The organism is Bacillus sp. 05T21, assembly GCF_056396785.1.
Map to the genome: position 1 here is coordinate 1 of NZ_JBFTMD010000042.1, position 17,632 is coordinate 17,632.

The 17,632-nt window shown below is 34.1% G+C and carries 17 protein-coding genes and 2 pseudogenes; 15 read left to right on the forward strand and 4 right to left on the reverse strand.

What is annotated here, in order from left to right:
• Positions 1 to 779: 779 nt before the first annotated feature.
• Both AC1DKZ_RS30610 and AC1DKZ_RS30615 read right to left on the reverse strand, forming a co-directional pair.
• On the reverse strand, positions 780 to 1,136 hold the full coding sequence (locus AC1DKZ_RS30610; RefSeq protein ID WP_016128136.1) for a hypothetical protein: 357 nt from the start codon (positions 1,134 to 1,136) through the stop codon (positions 780 to 782).
• Positions 1,137 to 1,156: 20 nt separating this feature from the next.
• Positions 1,157 to 2,380 carry a ParM/StbA family protein gene (locus AC1DKZ_RS30615; RefSeq protein WP_016128135.1) on the reverse strand — a complete coding sequence of 408 codons (1,224 nt, stop codon included), beginning with the start codon at positions 2,378 to 2,380 and terminating at the stop codon, positions 1,157 to 1,159.
• Positions 2,381 to 2,891: 511 nt separating this feature from the next.
• On the opposite strand from AC1DKZ_RS30615, the gene AC1DKZ_RS30620 reads away from it, so the two are divergent.
• The gene (locus AC1DKZ_RS30620; protein WP_016128134.1) at positions 2,892 to 3,470 is read left to right on the forward strand and encodes a DUF3967 domain-containing protein; all 579 of its coding nucleotides are present in this window, start codon (positions 2,892 to 2,894) and stop codon (positions 3,468 to 3,470) included.
• Positions 3,471 to 3,974: 504 nt separating this feature from the next.
• Here AC1DKZ_RS30620 and AC1DKZ_RS30625 read toward each other — a convergent pair.
• Complete coding sequence (locus AC1DKZ_RS30625) at positions 3,975 to 4,970, reverse strand: Replicase RepFR55 (RefSeq protein WP_476997780.1); 996 nt, start codon at positions 4,968 to 4,970, stop codon at positions 3,975 to 3,977.
• A gap of 495 nt (positions 4,971 to 5,465) precedes the next feature.
• Between AC1DKZ_RS30625 and AC1DKZ_RS30630 the strand changes: the two genes are divergently transcribed.
• Positions 5,466 to 6,635 (forward strand): AimR family lysis-lysogeny pheromone receptor, encoded by a 1,170-nt coding sequence (locus AC1DKZ_RS30630; protein ID WP_016128132.1) that lies wholly within the window; start codon positions 5,466 to 5,468, stop codon positions 6,633 to 6,635.
• Positions 6,632 to 6,769, forward strand: coding sequence for a hypothetical protein (locus AC1DKZ_RS30635; protein ID WP_476997781.1), 138 nt, complete (start codon positions 6,632 to 6,634; stop codon positions 6,767 to 6,769). The genes AC1DKZ_RS30630 and AC1DKZ_RS30635 overlap by 4 nt, the downstream gene beginning before the upstream one ends.
• Before the next feature lie 239 nt (positions 6,770 to 7,008).
• Here AC1DKZ_RS30635 and AC1DKZ_RS30640 read toward each other — a convergent pair whose 3' ends face one another.
• Entirely contained in the window at positions 7,009 to 7,398 is a 390-nt protein-coding gene (locus AC1DKZ_RS30640) for a helix-turn-helix domain-containing protein (RefSeq protein ID WP_002191988.1), read from the reverse strand.
• Between the two features lie 148 nt (positions 7,399 to 7,546).
• On the opposite strand from AC1DKZ_RS30640, the gene AC1DKZ_RS30645 reads away from it, so the two are divergent.
• From AC1DKZ_RS30645 to AC1DKZ_RS30700, 12 genes and pseudogenes are all read left to right on the forward strand, one after another.
• Entirely contained in the window at positions 7,547 to 7,756 is a 210-nt protein-coding gene (locus tag AC1DKZ_RS30645; protein ID WP_002191987.1) for a helix-turn-helix transcriptional regulator, read from the forward strand.
• A gap of 153 nt (positions 7,757 to 7,909) precedes the next feature.
• Entirely contained in the window at positions 7,910 to 10,135 is a 2,226-nt protein-coding gene (locus AC1DKZ_RS30650) for a SpaA isopeptide-forming pilin-related protein (RefSeq protein WP_476997782.1), read from the forward strand.
• 18 nt (positions 10,136 to 10,153) lie between these two features.
• Positions 10,154 to 10,285: a hypothetical protein gene (locus AC1DKZ_RS30655; RefSeq protein ID WP_255449837.1), complete on the forward strand. Its 132-nt coding sequence runs from the start codon at positions 10,154 to 10,156 to the stop codon at positions 10,283 to 10,285.
• Positions 10,286 to 10,310: 25 nt separating this feature from the next.
• A complete protein-coding gene (locus tag AC1DKZ_RS30660; protein ID WP_441297151.1) occupies positions 10,311 to 10,769 on the forward strand; it encodes a type IV secretory system conjugative DNA transfer family protein in 459 nt (152 codons plus the stop codon).
• Between the two features lie 40 nt (positions 10,770 to 10,809).
• Entirely contained in the window at positions 10,810 to 11,385 is a 576-nt protein-coding gene (locus AC1DKZ_RS30665; RefSeq protein WP_476997783.1) for a TraM recognition domain-containing protein, read from the forward strand.
• Positions 11,386 to 11,488: 103 nt separating this feature from the next.
• Positions 11,489 to 11,737: a hypothetical protein gene (locus tag AC1DKZ_RS30670; protein WP_033728777.1), complete on the forward strand. Its 249-nt coding sequence runs from the start codon at positions 11,489 to 11,491 to the stop codon at positions 11,735 to 11,737.
• A gap of 561 nt (positions 11,738 to 12,298) precedes the next feature.
• Positions 12,299 to 12,742 (forward strand): hypothetical protein, encoded by a 444-nt coding sequence (locus tag AC1DKZ_RS30675; protein ID WP_476997784.1) that lies wholly within the window; start codon positions 12,299 to 12,301, stop codon positions 12,740 to 12,742.
• Between the two features lie 29 nt (positions 12,743 to 12,771).
• Positions 12,772 to 12,995: pseudogene (locus AC1DKZ_RS30680) on the forward strand (hypothetical protein).
• 25 nt (positions 12,996 to 13,020) lie between these two features.
• Positions 13,021 to 13,329, forward strand: a complete 309-nt coding sequence (locus AC1DKZ_RS30685; RefSeq protein ID WP_078214250.1) for a hypothetical protein — start codon at positions 13,021 to 13,023, stop codon at positions 13,327 to 13,329.
• 103 nt (positions 13,330 to 13,432) lie between these two features.
• Positions 13,433 to 14,518 (forward strand): hypothetical protein, encoded by a 1,086-nt coding sequence (locus tag AC1DKZ_RS30690; protein WP_476997785.1) that lies wholly within the window; start codon positions 13,433 to 13,435, stop codon positions 14,516 to 14,518.
• A 15-nt stretch (positions 14,519 to 14,533) separates the two neighbouring features.
• Positions 14,534 to 15,736, forward strand: a complete 1,203-nt coding sequence (locus AC1DKZ_RS30695; RefSeq protein WP_476997786.1) for a hypothetical protein — start codon at positions 14,534 to 14,536, stop codon at positions 15,734 to 15,736.
• Positions 15,737 to 15,754: 18 nt separating this feature from the next.
• Positions 15,755 to 17,362, forward strand: a pseudogene (locus tag AC1DKZ_RS30700) (VirD4-like conjugal transfer protein, CD1115 family); the annotation flags it as partial.
• Positions 17,363 to 17,632: the final 270 nt, after the last annotated feature.

Below are 17,632 nucleotides of genomic sequence, written 5' to 3' on the forward strand. Positions count from 1 at the left end.
GTGATATGTGTTACAAATAATAGAATCAGTAATTTATATTATTCCAGTAACTTTTCAAAAGGTCCCTCCTATACCTTCATTTTTGTAACAAAAGCAACGGGATATAGAAATATCCACTTATAGAAATAGGGATATTTCTCTATTGTGAAAGAGATTATAATAGTGATATGTGTTACAGACAATAGAATCAGTAATTTTTCAAAGGCTCCCCTTATACCATCATTTCTAATAATAAAAGTAGAGGAATAAAGAGATATCCAAATATAGAAATAGAGATATTTCTCTATTGTGAAAGAGATTATAATAGTGATATGTGTTACAGACAATAGAATCAGTAATTTTTCAAAGGCTCCTCTTATACCATCATTTCTAATAATAAAAGTAGAGAAATAGGGAAATATCCGATTATAGAAATAGGGATATTTCTATATTGCGAAGGAGATTATAGCCGTGATATCAGGACTACTTCATTTTGACACTCCCATCCCTAAAGGGGAAAGATGACTTATGTCAGTGGGATCCGTACTATCAAAACCAAGTCTATTTCTAGATGTCAAAAAACCAAAATAAGATTGTGATACCGTACGAATTTCGTATTAACCGTAGGAACTACGGGATTAGCCTACTAGGATAACCGAAGGATACTTTGGTGTTCGTAGGAATCCCCACTTCAAACAACCCATAAGGGTGTTAAGTGGCGGGTAGTTCAATTCAACAGACTTTAGGTCACATAAATATAAAAAGACCTTAGGATTATACCTAAAGGTCTTCTATACTAGTTAGAAATCAAGTTCTTCGTTATCTTCTTCAGAAATACCACCAAGTACTACCCTAGCGTCAATAATTTTACCTTCTTGCAATATGGGCTCCTCTGTTTTTAAATCTTCTTGTCTCTGTGCGGGAACAAATCCATTAGTTAGTAGAAGCTCCAATTTATTTTCAACTGTATCTAAAAGATTTAATCTCTGTTCCACATTATCTAATTTCTGCAGTAGTTGCGCATAACGTTTTTCATTTTGTACCAGTTCAACAACAAATGCTGTTAATTGTCTACTATTAGCTTTTTCATTAAGAATCCTATATACATCTTCAGGCATATTATCAGCATGTAATGCCATTTTTCTATTTTTAGCCATTATCAGCACGTCCTTTTATTTTACGCTAACTGACCCTTCATTTCATCAATTACTTTTAATTCTAATGCAGTTAGATTAATTGTACGTGAAGTTGGAGCAAATACTTCTTTGTCGCTATTTTGAATAATATCGTTCAAGAAGAAGTGATTGTTTTTAGCAGCCATTTCAGACATATGATTCAATAAAGCGAGACGGATGTATGGTTCTAAAACGGGTGCTTCGCCTCCGATATAAATGAATTTCAATACTGTATTCGTACTAGATGGGATGAATACATCAAGAATTTTAGCAACTAAAATTCTTGCATATTCTTTCAGTGCCTCTACAATTTCATTTGTAAAATCATATTCTTCACCAGTATTTTCATTCGATAGTACATACTTTTGTACTTTATATTTATTAACTATAAATTTCTCTAATGTTCTTAGATCCTTAAAGTATTGAATCAATTTTTCTTTTCTAAAGCGTTCTAGGTATCCCAAGAATGGCTCAATATCGATAACTTGGAAAGAATCTCTGTGCTTAGGTGTAGTAAGCCCTTTACCTAGTCGCACAGCATCTGTAGAACCGCCACCAATGTCAGTTAAAACTACTTCATAGTCATCGAATCTCTCAGATTCATAGCGCTTTTCAATACTAATTACATTTGTATTCTGATCTTTTGAAACCATTTTATATTTTAAAGAATGTCTGGCAACTTCTGATTCATTTCTACATTTTGCTGAATTGACTGTAATAGTTAGTTCTTTCTCCATCCCTGGTGTTAACACTTTAACTTTATGTTCACCTATAAATTTTTCTTCCATTTTTTTATGGGCAATGCTAAATTTCTCTTCGCGTTTTAAAAGCCAAATTGGAAGCATCATACTCATGTGTTCAATTTCAACTTCATTATCTTCTTGATCAGCGTTAAGGGCATGATAATATGCTATTGCTCCTAAAAAGCTTACGTATGGGATAGGACTATTAATTTTATCGTGCATCTTATTTACATGTGAGTTTGCCAACTGATTATCTTCAGCTAATTGCCCAACTAAATAGAAAGACTCTTCACCTTCGATTTCAGTGGAAATTAGTAATCTATCCAGTAAATCTTCTGGTCTAGAAATACGATCAACAAGTAAATCCTCAGCTTTTTTCTTTGAAATTTTAACTACATTCGTTGCAAGTTCAATATAATAACCATCAACCATGAAATTATTAAAACTATTTCCGAAATCCGCTACTTTTCTTCCAATTTTCATTTATAATGCCCCCTTTATACTTTAAGTACGACTTAAGTGCTACTTTTGATTATGCTTTAGCACATCTAATCAAAAATAAGAACACTTTAAATAATAAGTACGACTTGAATCACACTTATTATTTAATTAACCTATACACTTAAAAAATTCAAAATAAACAAGGAAATACCTTCTTTCAAACGAATTAAACACATAACAGTTAGACGGCGACATGTCGAACATAAATGATGATGAATAACAGTAAAACAACAACATGACCGACATGAATGATGGTCAACAACAATGTAATGACAACATGACCAACATGGATGATGGYCAACAACAATGTAATGACAACATGACCGACATGGATGATAGTCAATAACAATACAATGACAACATGACCGACATGAATGATGGTCAAYAACAATRYAATGACAACATGACCRACATGGATGATAATCAATAACAATGTAATGACAACATGTCGGACATCGATAACAACAAATGACGATGAGGGGAGGACGATGGAATGGATAGGGAAGAACCTTATAAGAAAACATATTCCCTTGCAGATATAGCAAGGATGCTTGGGAAGCCACGGACAACCCTTCAGGCCTGGCGGGATCAATTCAAACCATACTTACCAACCGTCGCTGGGACGAAGGGGCGAACGCTGAGATATGAACAGGAAGCATTAGAGCTTTTTAAATTAATTGCTAATATGAAAGATGCACAAGAGCCACCAGAAATAATAGAACAGATGTTAAAACAAAATGTAGATTATATTGTAGTAGAAGAGAGTGATGAAGACAACGAAATAACGAAACCAATTATTCAGACGATGTATGAGAGTATGAAAGAGGTTTCTATATATTTTCAAGAACAAAAAGCTATGAATATGGAACTTTTAAAACGCATAGACAATTTAGAACAAACTAATCAAACACTAACGAACAAGATTGATGAACAGCAAAAGACTATTGATAGAAAAATAAACAATAGAGATCAGCAGTTATTAGAAGTGGTTCGAGAAATACAAGAAACCAAGAAGTTAGTTGCGTCTTCTCAACAAGAAAAATCATGGTTCTCTAAATTATTTAAAAAATAACTTAAATAATACAAAAAAAGTAGGGAAGCTTGTAAAAACATACAAGCTTCCCTACTTTTTGTAAATTTGATATATTTCCTCAAATAATCACAAAAATTAAGAGGGAGTCTTCTGTCAGAAAACGATAAAGAACATACTTATACTGTTTCCCTTTTAGGATAGAGTACTGTATTTATTAAATCTTGTTTAAAAAATAAAATCATTATAAACATTAGAATCTATTTTAGAGGTGCTAGGCTAGATGTATCAAGGGATTCAAGATTTTATCTTAGTAAATTACAAGGTTAATTTGTGAGTAAATGATAGAAAATTCAGTTTCATATGAGTGGAAATTTCATAGCTGATTAGTTTAGAAAAAGAGAAATAATTATAAAATCTGAGAGGTGTTTTGAATTTCTTTTTGGGGAAAAATAGTACGTTGCTCGGGGATTATAAGAATACATGACAAATAGCCTTGCTAATTATATTATTTTTGAGCAAGGCTAAGTTTTAGATGTTTTTTTATTAGGGCCTTAGAACACCCATTTTTTGCAGAATGGAATCTATTTTCTTGTTATTAAGCCAGTCTATAATTGGAAGTATGCTTTCATATTTTTGTGCATGTTCCATATTAGTTAAGGCTTCTTTCGCTTCATAATCGTTACGCTCTTTTCTTTGTTTAGATTTTTCAGCGAACATTTTCATAAAATGAGCGGGATTACTTATTTCAGCTTGATTATATTCAAACCATTCAACGCATTTTTCAAAATCCCATCTTTGATAACGATCAATTTTTTTCGGCATTCTTAAGGCTATAGTATAAGCGTCCTGTTCTGTTAAATATGTTACTGGTTGACTTGTTATATATCGATATGCTTTTTTCTGATCTTCACTTAAATAATCATTTAAATCTTGTAATCTATCAATAGTGTTTTGTGAAATAGTATTTGATCTTTCTAGTTCTTCAAAATTTAAAATATCTATGCCATTAAATAAAGTATTCTTTTCCTCATGTTTGGATTCAACAACTTCTTTAAAGAGTTTTTTCTTTAAAAGTTTAGTAAAAGTAGAACAGACATCAATTGCTACAGCCCATTTCAGCTTGAAATATTCAATGATTTTTAAATAATTGTTATGTAAAGTTAAAATGTAAATTGAAGGGGCAATTTTACCATATCTTCGTACTTTGATTTGTTGGCACACTCCCAAGTCTTGTAACCAATTAAACACGTAGTTAATAATTGGTTTTGAAATCCCTGACTTTTTGCTGATATGATCTTGCTTTACTTGGGAATACCCTTCTTGTACTAAATATGATAAAACAGTTTCTAATGCTTCATATTTACGTTTTGTGAGGTAATTCTTCGTAGTAACACCCTCACATTCTAGGACTATATTATCAATGTAAGTAGTAACTTTCTTAATTGATTGATTAATAGCCCCGGTTTTCTTTGAAAGGTGATTGATGTGGGGACTTAATTCGGCTTTTGCTCGACTGAGCAAAAAGTTTTGCAATAGCATAAAAATCCTCCTATTTTTCCTATCACACAGTTGCAGAAAAATGCAGGGAAGTAGAGGATTTTCTTCACAAGTAATTCACTTTATGATAAAATGAGTACATAAAAGTAAATATATTTTAATGTGCTAAAAATCCTACTTTCTGGGAATTTTTAATTGGTGTCTAGTTTGCCGACCGGAACCAATTAAAAATTTGTGAGGTAGGTTTTTTTTTTGCTTTCAGCTATATTTGTCATTTTTATTTATGCTTTTTATTCTATCGTTCTTTTTTTATAATATCAATCCTTTGGAGAGTAAAAATTACACTAAAGTGTATTTTTGTAAGTGTTTTAAGGATAATTTGTAATTTTTAAGATCTTAATTGTTAAACAATTGTTGAGAAATATGCGTAATTGTTTAGGTTTTTGTAGTGATATACAATTTATTACCATTTGTTTGTTATAATCCACATATATGTATCTGAATTTTCTAACAAGATGTGTAAAGAGGTGTGGATATATGAGTAATTGGGTTGAAAAGATGCAGGATCAAATGAATAAGACAAATAGGTCATATGATAGTTTTGCAAGAGAACTTGACATACCTAAATCTACGTTAACAGATTTTTTTCGCTATCATAAAGAAATTTCAATGCTTAGTGTATATAAAATGGCTAATACGCTCTTTAATGAGGATAGAGTAATAAATGAGAAATGTTGTATAGAAGTTTTTTCGAAATATGAAAGAAATATAAAAATTAACATGAAGAGACTGTTTGTTTTATCGTATTTAAATGGATATAATTCAATTCTAGAATATTTAATCAACATGACGAGTAAGCATAAGGATAGTTATGTTAAAAAATATTCACCATTGATAAGTTTGTTTTATGAGAGATCAAAGGGAGGAAACCCTAAAAAACATATCCTAATGGTAGAAGAAATTCGGAAGAGCATTCCAGAAAAAGAAACTTTAGATATGGAGATTATTTCTGATATTCTCTATTTGTTGTCTGTTGGGGATATTGGAGACTTTGGAATGTTTGATACTTATAGAAACCGCATTTATCAGAACATTTCTGTACATAAAAACCAAGATTTAAAGTGGATATATAAATATTGGATAGATGACATATGGAGTTATTCCTTGTTAAGAAGGTTAAGAATTGATGAATTTAATAAGTATAATAGCCAGCTAAGGTCACATAGTTATTTGAAATATTTTCCTGTTATGGAGGCTACAATCGATTTACGTAAAGGAGAAAGTTTAATATTTACAGATTATAAACAATCATATAAACATTCTTTAAGAGCAATGAATATATTTAAGAACCAGAGTGTTATAAAATATAAAATAGCATTAAATAATATTAATTTTTTAAAACTTGTAAATAAAAAAGAAGTTGAAACCATTGACTTAGATACACTCCATCCAGCAGAGTTAGCACTATATTTTATAATAAATAACGAGAAAAAGAGAGCAATTGATATTTTGTTAGGAATTCTAGATAAAAATAAAAAACTTAGTCCTATTCAGTATTGTTACTTAGGGCAAGCAAAAATGGATTTACAATTAATTGCTGATTCCAAACAAATGTTTATTGAAAATGGTGATTACTTCTTTGCCCAATACGCTACGCGAGTATATTATGAATATAAAGAAGTGTTAGAATGTGGAGGCGTAAAATGAAAAAAATAGCCATATTATGTTTAACAACATTTATATTGTTTTCTGGAATCAGCTTATTAGACAATAAAGAGAAAGATATGTCACTGTCAAAGGAAACTCAATATCTCCGTTCTGATCCTGGTGGCATGGGCTAATTGTTAAAAATATAAAGTAACAAAAGACATCGTTAAACGATGTCTTTTGTTACTTTATAAAGAGTTTTTTAAATGGTTAAAATGGATTTTAACGAACAAAGAAAAATATAAAGGTGGTAATCTAATGGATAAATGGGAAAATTTAATTATAGAAATACTTTTAACTATAGATGGAGATTTAGATGCTTTTAGTAATTTGATTGATATATATGATGATGAAAAGTTTTAATATGTTTTAGCTATTTATTTTGGGATTCCATCTCAATTTCTATTTCTAAAAGGTGTGCAATTCTTAAAATTTCTTTTTCTATTCTTGGTTTATGTTCGTCTGGAATATTTCTATATTTATCAATTAATATTTGAGCCATACGCTCTATAGGATCAGTACCAAAATTACTTTTTTCAAAAACCTCAGTATCGCTCATTGGATGAAGCAATAGTTGTGACTCGCTTACATTGAAATATTTAGCGATTATTGGGATACGATCAATTTTAGGTGTTTTTTCTCCACTTTCCCAACTAGAGACTGTACTATATGGGGTGTTTATTGCATCAGCAAATTCTTTTCGACTGAGACCCTTTATTGCTCTTAATTTTTTTATGTTTTTTCCAAATATATTATTCTCCACTTGTATTAGCCTCCTTCATTTATCTGTATAATTTTTCCGATTTAATACCACATTTGTGTAATTTTTTATCACTTTAGTGTAAAAATTACTACTTTAGTGTTGACATTCTACTTTAAGGAGAATAGAATGTATGTAGGGGGGTGAGAAATTGTCTGTATTACGTAATGTTAGAGAAGCAAGAGGACTCACAATTCAAGAAGTTTCGCAGGCTTCTAACATTCCAGTTAAAACGCTATATAACATTGAAACCGGAAAGAAAGGAATAATTGAGAAACGAGCCAGGATTCTTGCTGATCTATTTAATGAACCAATAGAAAAAATCTTTTTAGCTACGTATTATCGAGCAAAATTAGAATGAAATTTTTTTGTAATACACAATTATACTCTTATATTGTAAATGAACAGTGAGGAAAAGCTACAATTTTATTGTTATTTTTTAAATTTTTAAATCAGAAAATTCTGATTTAAATAGTTCTTTGAAAACTGCATATCATTTGAGGGAGCTGTTAGTATGTTGAAACGATCGTATCAAACGTTACTCATTATCATGAGTATGCTTCTAATTGTCTTAAATTTTGTATTTCCACTTACGAAAGCGAGTGCTGAAGTTATTAATCGTGAGAAATACGAAATGAATTGGAGTTTTAGTCCCATGTACGGGAAAGACCTACGGACAGAATTATTGAAGAATGCGAATGAACAAATTGCGTATTGTTTAACTTATGGGAAATTAAGTCCAAACGGTAATGACCTTCCAGAGATGGGGCGCACAGACGATGTTGTGTACCGAGTTCTTCTAAATGGATATCCGCAAAAGAGTCCAGAAGAATTAGGAGTTTCTGACTGGAAAGAGGCGCATTACGCGACACAGCTTAGTGTTTGGGCAGCGCTAGGTCAAATTGACATTAACGAAGCTCAGCATCGCAACGGAAATGTTGCAAAAGCCGTAAAAACCATTATTAATGGTGCAAATGCAAGCCAGGAAACACAAAACGTGTACATGAATGTAACTCCAACAGACAATCAAGAAGCAAAGTTAAACGGTGAGTACTTTGAAACGACAGTGTATCAAATTGAAAGTAACGCTAAGAACGGTGTATTTACAGTTCAGCTAGCTAATGCACCGAATGGAACGAAAGTTGTTTCAACAAAAGGTGAAGCAAAACAACAATTCAATTTAGGAGAACAATTCCGTATTTTGATACCGAAATCCTCTCAAACAGGTAACTTTTCCTTAAAAGTAACATCTAATCTTTCTAATTTGCAGGCAGTAGCGTATCAAGGAACTGATAAAGTCCAAGATGCAACAGTCCTTTTAGAAAAAAATGTTGCAAAAGTTAGTGCCGATCTACAAGTAAACTGGAAATCACTTGGTGGATTGAAAGTTGTAAAAGTGGGAGAACAAAAAGAAATGCTACAAGGTGCAGTATTTGAAGTCATGAACGGTGTAAATGAAAAAGTAGGCACAATGACTACAAATGAGCAAGGTTCAGCAAGCCTTTCTGGTTTAGAAATCGGAACTTATACTCTTAAAGAGGTAAAATCACCTACTGGTTATGTATTGAATGGGCAGCCACAACAGATTGAAGTGAAAACAGGCGAGGTTGCTACGATTACAGTACAAAACGTGAAAGTAAAAGGAAACATTGAGATTAAGAAATTAAGTGATAGCGGAAAAAAACTTCCAAAAGTAGAGTTCACAGTGTATACAGCAGAGGGAAAAGAAATCACAAAAACAACTACAAACGAGCAAGGGATCGCACAAGTGAAGGATATTCCGTATGGAAAGTATTATTTTGTTGAGACAAAAGGGGTAGAAGGATACCTTCTTAATCAAACAAAATATCCATTTGAGATTAAAGAACAAGGAAAAACGCTTACATTCACAGTCGAAAATAAAGAAGTAAAAGGAAACGTGCAACTTCTAAAAGTAGATGGAGAGAATCCAGATAAAAAATTAGAAGGTGCGGTGTTCATTCTTCAAGATAGTAAAGGGAAGAAAATTAGTGAACACAAAAGTGATAAAAACGGTTTGATTGAAGTAAAAGACTTACCATTTGGAGCATACTCATTTATTGAGAAGCAAGCACCAACTGGTTATGTTTTAACGAAAGAATCTATTCCTTTTAGTATCTCGGAACAAGGAAAGACAATCATGCTAACAGCGAAAAATAAGCACATCACAGGAGAGTTGGAGATTAGCAAGGTAGATATTGCGGATGGCAACAATAAGCTTCCGAATGCTGAATTTACTATCTTTAACGAAAAAGGTGAAGAAGTTGTAAAAGGAAAAACGGATCAAAACGGCATTGCGAAATTTAAGCTTCCATATGGAAAGTACACATATAAAGAAACATTTGCACCAGAAGGATATTTACTAAATGAAGAAATATTCTCTTTTGAAATTAAAGAGGATGGTCAAATCATTAAGCACACGGTGAAGGATCAGAAGAAACCGACACCACCTACACCAGAGACACCACAACCAGAACAGCCACAAAAACCAGAAACACCACAACCACAGATACCGGAACAACCAAAAGTAACGGAAAAACCTGTCATACCACAATTAGAGAAACCACAACTAGAACAAACACCAAAGAAAATCGAAACTTATCTTCCGACAACAGGCGGTAAAGCCGAAAATCCATACATAAAATGGGTCGGTCTTGTATGTGTCGCACTTGGCTTAATTGGAGCCGCATTTGCAGTGAGAAACCGCAAGAAAGCTCACTAAAGAAAGGACTAAGAGTATATGACAAAATATCAAGCTCATTTTAGTAAAACAGATGAAAATCCGCTTGGTTTTGCTATTGGATTTCGTAATGCATGTATACTCGTAATTCCCATTTGGACAGTTGTTTTTTGGATAGGGAGCAAGATATAAGAAACCGAGAGGGAGATGAAATGAGATGTCAGAAATCTACGTCGGTAAAACGAAAAAATTAGGGAAACTTGGGGAAGACGCTATGCATCGCAAGAGTGCTTGGTTGCCTGAAGAATTGATGCAAGCAATTTCAATCGCTCAAACTGTAATGAAACCATTAAAGCAACATGATTATTGGATAGAATCCGCTACAAAATTATTGGCAGGAAGTATTTTGTATCTAGATCAACGACATAAAAACCTATATTACCTAGATGTGAAAAAAGTTATTGAGTTCACTGGAAAAATATATGAAAGTGAAGCTAACCTAGTAGAAGTAGTGGGTTCACTTGAAAATGAGCATCCAGCATATCATATATTTCAAGAGCTAGGTCTTTATTCAAAAGAAACAAGGGATGCGATAACTATCACATTGTTATACATTCTTGAAAAACATCAACGTGAAAAGCAAGGGGAACAAAAAGAGTATTTTTGGTTTCAGTAGTAGTCATAGGAGGAAAATGAAATAGGAAGGAGTGCAACACATGTTAGGCGTAGCAAAGAAGTACACAAAGGTGATTAGAGCGTTGAGAGAGATGAATGAAGGGGAAAAGGTTGCAGGTGTGATAAAAGCTCGTTTTGGGGCTTATAAATCAGTCGTAGAAGGTATGAAAGAAACAACCGATGATTATATTTTCATTTTTGATCCGAAAGGCATCTTTTATGAAGATACACATAATGAGAAACGAGAACAAGGGTATCGCATATTTAAACATGATTTATTAGCTGGTTATGAAACACTTCAAATGGATATAGGGCAAAAAGCAGTTGTGTATATCAGTGTAGAAACACAAACAAGTACGTATCAAGATAGAGGAGAAGCGTTATCGGATTTTCTTCAATATCTAACAGAATGCAAGAATATAAGACCGATTCACCTGGTATTTCATCAATATGATTTGTACCCGATCCCTCATATGGAGCAGTTTTTAAAAGAAAGCGCAACATACCATATTCATCATTCAATCGTAGTTGAATCTCAATCCGAATTACAGCACATATACGGAAAAGAGGCAGCGCAACGCATCATAACCTTGTATAACACAACAATCCTAGCATGATATCAAGCACTCGTTCACTATTTTATCCTATCTAGATGGCTAGAAAACTATACATGGGAGAAGCGTTTTTCTCCCTTCTTTATCAAAAATAGGAGGCGTTCATATGGGAAAAGAACAAAGACTCACATTTTATGATATTGCCGCATCACAAGCTCATAGTGTTAAAACTTTTGATGGAAAAACATACGAACTGAAAGGCACCATTGCCATTGAAAATAGCACAGGAAGCATTGAAAATGTAGCTCAAATTTATTATCAAGTTCGTTCGGTGAGGGATGAACATCAAAATTTAATTGCTAAACGGAAACATAAACAAGCGGAACTAGTAGCTGTAAAACAAAAGTGTAAATAAAAAAAGCGATTTTGAAGTGTGCTGAGAACATAGCACAAAGTAATTTGCTCTTTGACAATTTAGATATATATTGCGTATATCTTCCTTTCAGTAATGATGTAGAAGGATGATATACGGCTTTCAATATATATGCGTGCCTCCCTTGAAACGGTCACTAGAGGGGTTAGGTATACGATTATCGTTAGAAGAGTGCGTACGTAAAACTCATATCAGTGACCATTGGAAATGCATTGTATCAAAAATCTGTTTGCGCTAGTGATCGTGAGGAATATCCCATTTTGACATTCTAAAGAAGCGATAAACCATACAAACAGTAGATACATAAGGTTCTACGTTCATGCCAAAATACGTAGTGCGGTATTGGGCATATAGAAGCTAGGTCGGGGTTAGTTTCTATACGCATACCAATACAGGGTTCGTCATTCCAGCCATAAATGATATTTCCATTTTCTATCCCACTTTCCTTTAAATGTTATAAAATAAAGACAGATGTTGAAGTTTAAACGTGTCTCATCACACTTCAAAATCGCTTATAAAAATATGACATAGGGAGGAACATGTATGAGTCGTAAAGGATGGATCATTTCCGCTGTTGTTGGACTGTTAATTGCAATTGGTATTGGTTCAACATTTGTCTTTGGTTCGGGAAAAGGGGAAGTAATGGAACTTAGTCCGTTAGAAATGAAGAAGTTCATGAGTGAGGATGGCACAGGTTTTGTTATGCTAAATTCCACTAAGAAAAAGAGAGAGGATTGGCTTCATGCTGTAAAAAAAATAGCGCAGCAAGAAAAGGTTCAGATACAAGAATTAGATGAAAAGCGTGAAGATGTACCAGGTTCAAGCAACCCTTATGATTGGGGCTTATCGCAAAAAAGAGACTCACTTGCATATTATGAAAAAGGAAAACTAAAAAAAGATATTAAAATCCCACAAATTAAACCATCAGAACTTGAAAAAGAACTTAGTTTTTTTGTTAAAAATTGCAAAGAGCAATATCAGAAGTAATCACATAATCATTGAAAGGTGGTGATACAGTGGCGATTACACAAAAGGAATTAAAAAAGAAAAAGATATGGTAGCAAACCTATTAAAAGCCAATGGTCAGGATTATAACCATTGGCTTCATTTACTTCATCAGAAATGTATTGAAGAAAATCAGGATTTAGTAATGAAAGCTTTACAAGCTTATAAGGCAACACCAACCGAAGTAAAAGAAGACAGCAAGCCGAATGAGTCAAGTCAGCTTAGTAACGTGTAAGCATCTAAAAATGAAAAGGGAGTGAATGTTTATGTTGGAAACAATAGCTCAAATGTTAGTGTTAGGTGATGCGATGGATGGTCTAATTAATACAGGGAATTCATTTATTACTTGGATGCAAAGAGGGGCAATGGTGAGTACAGCTATTGTATTTTGCTGGGGTGCTTATCTATTAATTTGGGGTGGCGAGCGCGGAAGACATAAATGTATTTGGTGGTTTATTGGTGGGGCAGCCGGACTCGTTATCGTAATGGGATGCCAATACTTAGCAGAGAGCGTAAATAGTAATGTTAAATTTGGTCAAATCTTATTTCCATTTCTTTGGATGAAATAGTGAATAAATATGAATAGGGCAATGAGGGAGCTATGCAAAGGGTATGGCTTTTTTTGTTGCCTTTTTTCATGGGATTTAAAGTAAATGTGAGAAAGGAGAAGCCATGTTTGTCATTTTTAAAAGTAGTAATGGAACAGAAATTGAGTCTGGTAAGCAATATTCGTTTCGTGAAGCTTATACCTTAACCAAACGATTAGAACATGTTTATAGGGAAGAAGGGCGGCAAGAACATATTGATTTTGACTTGTTAGATGGTCATGCTAATGAAATTTATAACGGTACGTTATCGCTTGGTTCGAGATATGCAGATCACATTTTTGATCACATTTCTAAAAAAATGAATGTGATGCAATTAGATCCAGAACAAGAGGAACAAAAGAAGGAGCTGTTAGAAACGTTAGAAAGGGAAATCAATGATTCTCCTTTTCATGAAGAATATGAATATCAAGAAGAATTACCAGAAAGAAAGGAGGAATCCTCCTATAGTCCATCGGATGAAGTGAAAACACAAGTAAAGCCTGGAAAGGAAAATAGAAAAGGATTCAAGATCATTGCGAGTGTTATAGGAAGTGTGGTATTAATTGGAGCTGGTGCCATATTTGCCTTTAAATTATTCTCTTCCGAGCCAGTTTCAAGTGCAAATGCTGGCTCGGAACAATATGTAGTAAAAGGATTACAACAGGCAGCCATTCAACAGTATGGAGAAGCCGTTAAATACTTTGATAAGGTCAATTACACAGAATTAGATAAAGATAGTCAGAAAGCAGTTTTATTTACTTATTTATTAAATGGAAAGGCAAATAAGGCATTGCAGTATGAACCGAAATTTGCAGAAAGTGTGGTTGCTTATTTTATCGGGATAGACAACATGAATAAAATCAATGAAATTGATGTCAAAAATGATGTGATCGATTTTGAAAAGGCAGCGCTTAATAAAAAATATGAAGAGGTAATCAAGCTTAAAGGAAAAGTCAATATAGATGGTAGACGTGAAAAGCTCATTGTTGAAGCTTTTGTAAATCTAAAAAAATATGAAAATTGTTATTCTTTTGCCAAAACACAAGCAAATAAAAACTTGATGAAAGAGGTCAAAGAATTAGAAAAACGAGATGTTCAACAATCTACGATAAGTGAAGAGGAGAAGAAAGCTAAGATTGAAAAAATTGATAAAGATCTAAAGGACATCTAAGGGGGAAGAAATAACATGCCATTAAATTATGAGAATCTGTATAAAAAGATGGGAATTGTTTTTCTTGGTGGCTCATTGATATTGAGTACTACAGGATGCAGTTGGTTTGGAAGTAAAGAATCATTAAAAAGTAAATCAGCTATTACAAAAAAGGTAGATAAGAGTAAGCCAGAGGAAAAGAAAGAAAATCTGAACAAACAAGATTTTGAAGCAATTACAGAGAACGCAATTCAAAGTAAAGATAATGAAGTTGCTTATGTACTAGATGAGATTGATAAATCAAAAATTAATTTCAAAGAGAAATCCATTGTAGGTAATCTTCAAAATAGAGATGAAACCACTTCTCGTGTTCTTGCACTCTTTGATAAGGAAACAACAGATAAAACACTTCAAGATACGACAAAAGATAATGTGATTGCAGCTATTACAGATAATAAACCACAAGTAACCCTGAACGGAGATCATTTTGCTTTTGGCGATCAAAATATTGATTCTTCAGTAGCGAGTATAGGAGATATTCTTCCACCAGTTACACCGGAAAGTGAGAATGGTAATACGGAAAATACAGGGACAGAAAAACCAAAACCAACAGAACCAGAGGAACCAACAGATCTAGATAAACCAAAACCGCCAGTAGATCCACCAACGGATCCAGAAAAGCCGAAACCGCCGGTAGATCCGCCAGTAGATCCACCAACGGATCCAGAGAAACCGAAACCACCAGTAGATCCGCCAGTAGATCCACCAACGGATCCAGAAAAGCCGAAACCGCCAGTAGATCCGCCAGTAGATCCACCAACGGATCCAGAGAAACCGAAACCACCAGTAGATCCGCCAGTAGATCCACCAACGGATCCAGAAAAGCCGAAACCGCCGGTAGATCCGCCAGTAGATCCACCAACGGATCCAGAGAAACCGAAACCACCAGTAGATCCGCCAGTAGATCCACCAACGGATCCAGAAAAGCCGAAACCGCCGGTAGATCCGCCGGTAGATCCACCAACGGATCCAGAGAAACCGAAACCACCAGTAGATCCACCAACGGATCCAGAGAAACCGAAACCACCAGTAGATCCACCAACGGATCCAGAGAAACCGAAACCACCAGTAGATCCGCCAACGAATCCAGAGAAACAAACAGAGCCGAAGAAACCAACAAATCCAGAGAAGCCAACAGAATTAAATAAACAAGAGTCAAAATCAGATGTAACGGTTTAAAGGGGGATTCGCTTACCCATGTATAAGGATAAAATCTCAATTAAATATAAGTTAGCTGAAAAAAAAGTACTCATTCCATTGAGTACTTTTTTATTTGTTGGAATGTTTTTAATCGCTAATTTTTTACTCAGCTTATCTTTAGAGCTGATAGAAACAACATTTAGTGATTTATTACACCCAAAACCATTTCATATGGAGGTAGGATTTCTTTTTCGGATGCCAATTGCAGAACATCCGATTTACTACTTGTTTGTTTTCCTTGTAGTGATTGGAACTATAGTAAGAACAGTATACAAACTGAAATCTTCCTTTAAAAATTTAAATAATCATGAGAAAGGATCTAGTCGCTTTACAACAGTTGAAGAGTTGAAAAAGCAATATCGAGCCGTACCAGATCGAGAGAAATCATTTAAAGGTGGCGGTGGTGTTGTTATCTCTCGACTAGGTGACAAAGTATTCATTGATGATAGCCCTGTAAACAATTTAATCATTGGTACAACTCGCTCTGGTAAAGGGGAAACCTTTGTATTTCCTACAATTGATGTCTATTCTAGAGCGGAACATAAACCATCTTTAATTTTTAACGATCCTAAGGGTGAGTTATTCAGTGCATCGAAAGAAACGCTGGAAGAACGAGGGTATCACATTGAAGTTTTGAACTTGTTAAACCCACTTGATTCTATGAGTTATAACTTATTGCAACTGGTCAAAGATGCTTATAAAGATGGAGACTATTCAACAGCGCAATCATTATGTAAAACACTTTCTCACACCTTGTATTACAACCCAACGGTCAAAGATCCTTTTTGGCAACAGTGCGCTATGAGCTTATGTAATGCCATGATATTAGCAGTTACGGATAAATGTATTGCAGAAGGAACAGAAGAAAAAATCACAATGTATGCAGTAGCAAATATGTTATCAGAACTTGGATCAAAAGAGGTAATCGTAGATCCAAAAGCAGATCCACAAAATGCATTAGATTTATACTTTGAAGGGTTGCCAGCAGATAGTGTTGCGAAAATGCAATATGCAACCTCAAACTTCTCGAAAGGAACGACACGGGGCGGAATTTTCACCCAAACAATGAACGGACTCTCTATCTTTACGTTCGATGAAATTGCAAAAATGACTTCGAAAAACAGTGTGGATTTAAAATGTGTAGGGTTTGGAAAAACGATAAAAGGAAAAGTAACATCTAGAAAACGAGTAGAAATTGTCTTTCCGGATGGATCAATGGAGTCTATCAAAGCAGATATCACAGGACGTTTTGCATTGGATTATAAGCAAGTAGTAAAAGTCGGGGATACAATCCAATTGAATGAAAAGGGAAATGATAAAAAGAAAACATCTATCTCTATTACGAAAATAGATGAAAAGACGGGTCATACAGAGTTTAAAGTAGTAGAAGAAAATGAAGATATCCAGGTAACAACAATGGATTATTTCGATAAACCAGTTGCAATTTTTATGATTACACCTGACTATGATTCTTCAAATCATGTCATTGCTTCTATTTTCGTAAGACAGCTCTACTTCATATTAGCCAAGGGTGCATCCCTTGCTCGTGGTAATGGGTGTCATCGTGAAGTAGTATTTATTTTGGATGAGTTTGGCGTGCGCCCATACGGGCATGTAGAGAATCTCCTTAGACAAGAGATGGGAGTCTGTGCTTAACCCATTTACCACCTTGCTTACCTAGAAGGGGAAACCCGGAGGGGACCAGAGCATGCAAGGAAAGCCCTAAGTTACCCAAATGACCTAGGTACGACTGAGGGGTAAGGTAAAAATGTTATGAATAAGGATGAAGGCTAAACTGCTTGAACCATAGTCCAAAGTGGAGTATCGTCGCCCGAAGTGAAGGGTCATTGAAACGCTTCGCAGTCTAAGAATGGA

Coding starts and splice junctions, on each gene's coding strand:
- AC1DKZ_RS30610 (WP_016128136.1), bottom strand. CDS start 1,136: ATGGCTAAAAATAGAAAAATGGCATTACATGCTGATAATATGCCTGAA.
- AC1DKZ_RS30615 (WP_016128135.1), bottom strand. CDS start 2,380: ATGAAAATTGGAAGAAAAGTAGCGGATTTCGGAAATAGTTTTAATAAT.
- AC1DKZ_RS30620 (WP_016128134.1), top strand. CDS start 2,892: ATGGATAGGGAAGAACCTTATAAGAAAACATATTCCCTTGCAGATATA.
- AC1DKZ_RS30625 (WP_476997780.1), bottom strand. CDS start 4,970: ATGCTATTGCAAAACTTTTTGCTCAGTCGAGCAAAAGCCGAATTAAGT.
- AC1DKZ_RS30630 (WP_016128132.1), top strand. CDS start 5,466: ATGAGTAATTGGGTTGAAAAGATGCAGGATCAAATGAATAAGACAAAT.
- AC1DKZ_RS30635 (WP_476997781.1), top strand. CDS start 6,632: ATGAAAAAAATAGCCATATTATGTTTAACAACATTTATATTGTTTTCT.
- AC1DKZ_RS30650 (WP_476997782.1), top strand. CDS start 7,910: ATGTTGAAACGATCGTATCAAACGTTACTCATTATCATGAGTATGCTT.
- AC1DKZ_RS30655 (WP_255449837.1), top strand. CDS start 10,154: ATGACAAAATATCAAGCTCATTTTAGTAAAACAGATGAAAATCCGCTT.
- AC1DKZ_RS30660 (WP_441297151.1), top strand. CDS start 10,311: ATGTCAGAAATCTACGTCGGTAAAACGAAAAAATTAGGGAAACTTGGG.
- AC1DKZ_RS30665 (WP_476997783.1), top strand. CDS start 10,810: ATGTTAGGCGTAGCAAAGAAGTACACAAAGGTGATTAGAGCGTTGAGA.
- AC1DKZ_RS30670 (WP_033728777.1), top strand. CDS start 11,489: ATGGGAAAAGAACAAAGACTCACATTTTATGATATTGCCGCATCACAA.
- AC1DKZ_RS30675 (WP_476997784.1), top strand. CDS start 12,299: ATGAGTCGTAAAGGATGGATCATTTCCGCTGTTGTTGGACTGTTAATT.
- AC1DKZ_RS30685 (WP_078214250.1), top strand. CDS start 13,021: ATGTTTATGTTGGAAACAATAGCTCAAATGTTAGTGTTAGGTGATGCG.
- AC1DKZ_RS30690 (WP_476997785.1), top strand. CDS start 13,433: ATGTTTGTCATTTTTAAAAGTAGTAATGGAACAGAAATTGAGTCTGGT.
- AC1DKZ_RS30695 (WP_476997786.1), top strand. CDS start 14,534: ATGCCATTAAATTATGAGAATCTGTATAAAAAGATGGGAATTGTTTTT.